This window comes from Pseudomonas sp. AKS31 (assembly GCF_023634765.1).
GTDB lineage: Bacteria > Pseudomonadota > Gammaproteobacteria > Pseudomonadales > Pseudomonadaceae > Aquipseudomonas.
The window spans coordinates 177,002-179,024 of the sequence record NZ_JAMLFX010000003.1 but is presented as its reverse complement, the minus strand read 5'-3'; the positions used below and the strand labels follow the sequence as shown (position 1 = coordinate 179,024).

At 61.3% G+C, this 2,023-nt stretch carries 1 protein-coding gene and 1 pseudogene; both read right to left on the bottom strand.

Annotated features, from left to right (window positions below):
• Positions 1 to 1,142: pseudogene (locus tag M9827_RS11815) on the bottom strand (DUF3142 domain-containing protein); the annotation flags it as partial.
• A 137-nt stretch (positions 1,143 to 1,279) separates the two neighbouring features.
• A partial coding sequence (locus M9827_RS11810) for a class I SAM-dependent methyltransferase (protein ID WP_250605586.1) occupies positions 1,280 to 2,023 on the bottom strand: 744 nt, incomplete at its 5' end.

The following is a 2,023-nucleotide window of genomic DNA, read 5'->3' as shown; positions in this document are numbered from 1 at the left end:
CGCGCCCAACCGATAGCGCGCTGCCCACCCGCCGGCAAGCGGCCGTCGCGCAGGCGGGTGAAGGTAAGCAGATCCGGGCTTTGTTGCAACGAGTAACCGGCGAGCGCATCGGCGCCTTCGCAGTTTTTCACTTTCAGCGTGATCTGCGTCGGCCAGGCACTGTCGAGGTTGCCGGGGTTGTCGAGTCTGATGTCGTAGAGGCCTTCGTGTTCACTGAGCGTCACGCCGAGCTTACTGGCCAGTTGCTCACCCCGGGCGACCGCGCGCAGGGTAGTCAGGCTCCAGGCGCGGCGATCATTGGCCAGCGGCAAGCGAAACCAGATCAGCCCGGCCAGATGCGTCGGCGGATCTTCGCGCAATGCTTGACCGAGCTGGCTCAGCTGCAGCGGATCAGCCAGCAGCTCGCGGCGCTCACCGCCACGTTCAAGCTGCACTTCGCTCTCCACCACCGGCGCCCCGCCGTCATCGGGCAACAGCGCGACACCGTACGCCGGCAGCGCCAGATAGAACGGTTTGTCGGTGATACCTGCCCAGGCCCTGGCCCATTTCAAGGCCTGATCAGGATCGAACAAACCGCGGCGCGGATCGCTGACGGCGTGGACTTGCAACACACTGCTGTCGACGGTTTGCAGGAGTTCGGGCAATTGAGCACTGCCGAGCCAGGCCGGCAGCGCAGTGATACTCAAGGGCACAGTCTTCGGTAAGGCCGCACGCAGATGTTTGAGCAATTCAGCGTACGCCGGCAACCGCGCATTGCCCGCATCATGATCGATCTCGACGCCGTTCAGCGTCAGGCCTTGCGCCTGCCAATCGGCAAGCACCTGGAGAATCTGCGCGGTGACCTGATCCTGATCCAGCGACCTGAGCTGACCGTCGAGACGAATCACCGCGATCAACGGACGGCCATCGGCTTTCAATAATTGCGCATCGATTCGCGCCCGGCGCCATCCGGCATTAGGAAAGGCTTGCAGTGCGAGGATGCGTAGCGTCGAGAAATCCTGGCGACTGTCACGCAGCGCAGCCTCGTGGGCTGGCGTCCATTGGCGTTGCCAGATGTAGAGTTGTTGGTCGAGGGGTGGCGCGTCTTGCTGCTTGCAACCCACAAGCAAGATGCCCAAGAACAGACCCACAATAAATCGCATACCTTCCAGCCCCCTGACACCACAAGGCTGCAAGGTTACACAAAAATCCTGTAGGTGCTGTCGAGTGAAACGAGGCTGCGATCTTTTGATCTTGTTTTTCAGGATCAAGATCAAAAGATCGCAGCGTGCCGCAGCGCCTACAGGGGTGCGGCGGGTTTGCGGGCAATGATTACCTGGCTTTTCGCAACAACGGCATCCAGCGCCTGTTTGATCTGCGCGCCGCGCGGCGAGTCCAGCACCGCTTGCCAGGTGTCGGCCCAGTGATTGAGCAGCGGATGATCCGGGTTACTGAAATCGACCTTGGCTTCCCAGAACAGCAACATCCACATTGACCAGTAAAACCCGTATTGGCTGTGGCTGATGATCTCCAGCCCCGCTTCACTGACCATCGCCTTGAACTGGTCTTCGCTGATGATGCGAATGTGATTGGGCTTCTGGAAATACTCAGCCGCGGCGATATCTTTTTGCAGGTCTTCGGAGCTTGGGTGCGGCACGCTCAGCAAGTACAGGGCGCCTGGCTTGCCGACGCGCACCAGTTCGGCAAGGAACTGCGCCGGGTCGTCGACGTGCTCGATGACTTCCGTGGACACCACACGCGTGGCCGTGCCGTCGGCAATCGGCAGCGGGTTGCAGTCGGTGACGTGGCATTCGATGTCCCGCGCCGGGGTATCGCTGAGGCGCTGACGGGTCGCTTCGACCTTCGCTGCGTCGATGTCGGCAATGATGATCTTCGCTCCACGCATGCCGCAGAAATGCACGTTGCCGCCATCACCGCAGCCGACGTCGAGCAGGGTGTCATCGGCGGTCACCGGAAAGCCTTTGAACAGCTCGCCGGTTTCCTGGTTGAACCAGCCACTGAGCATCGCATCGTGCAGGCCGAG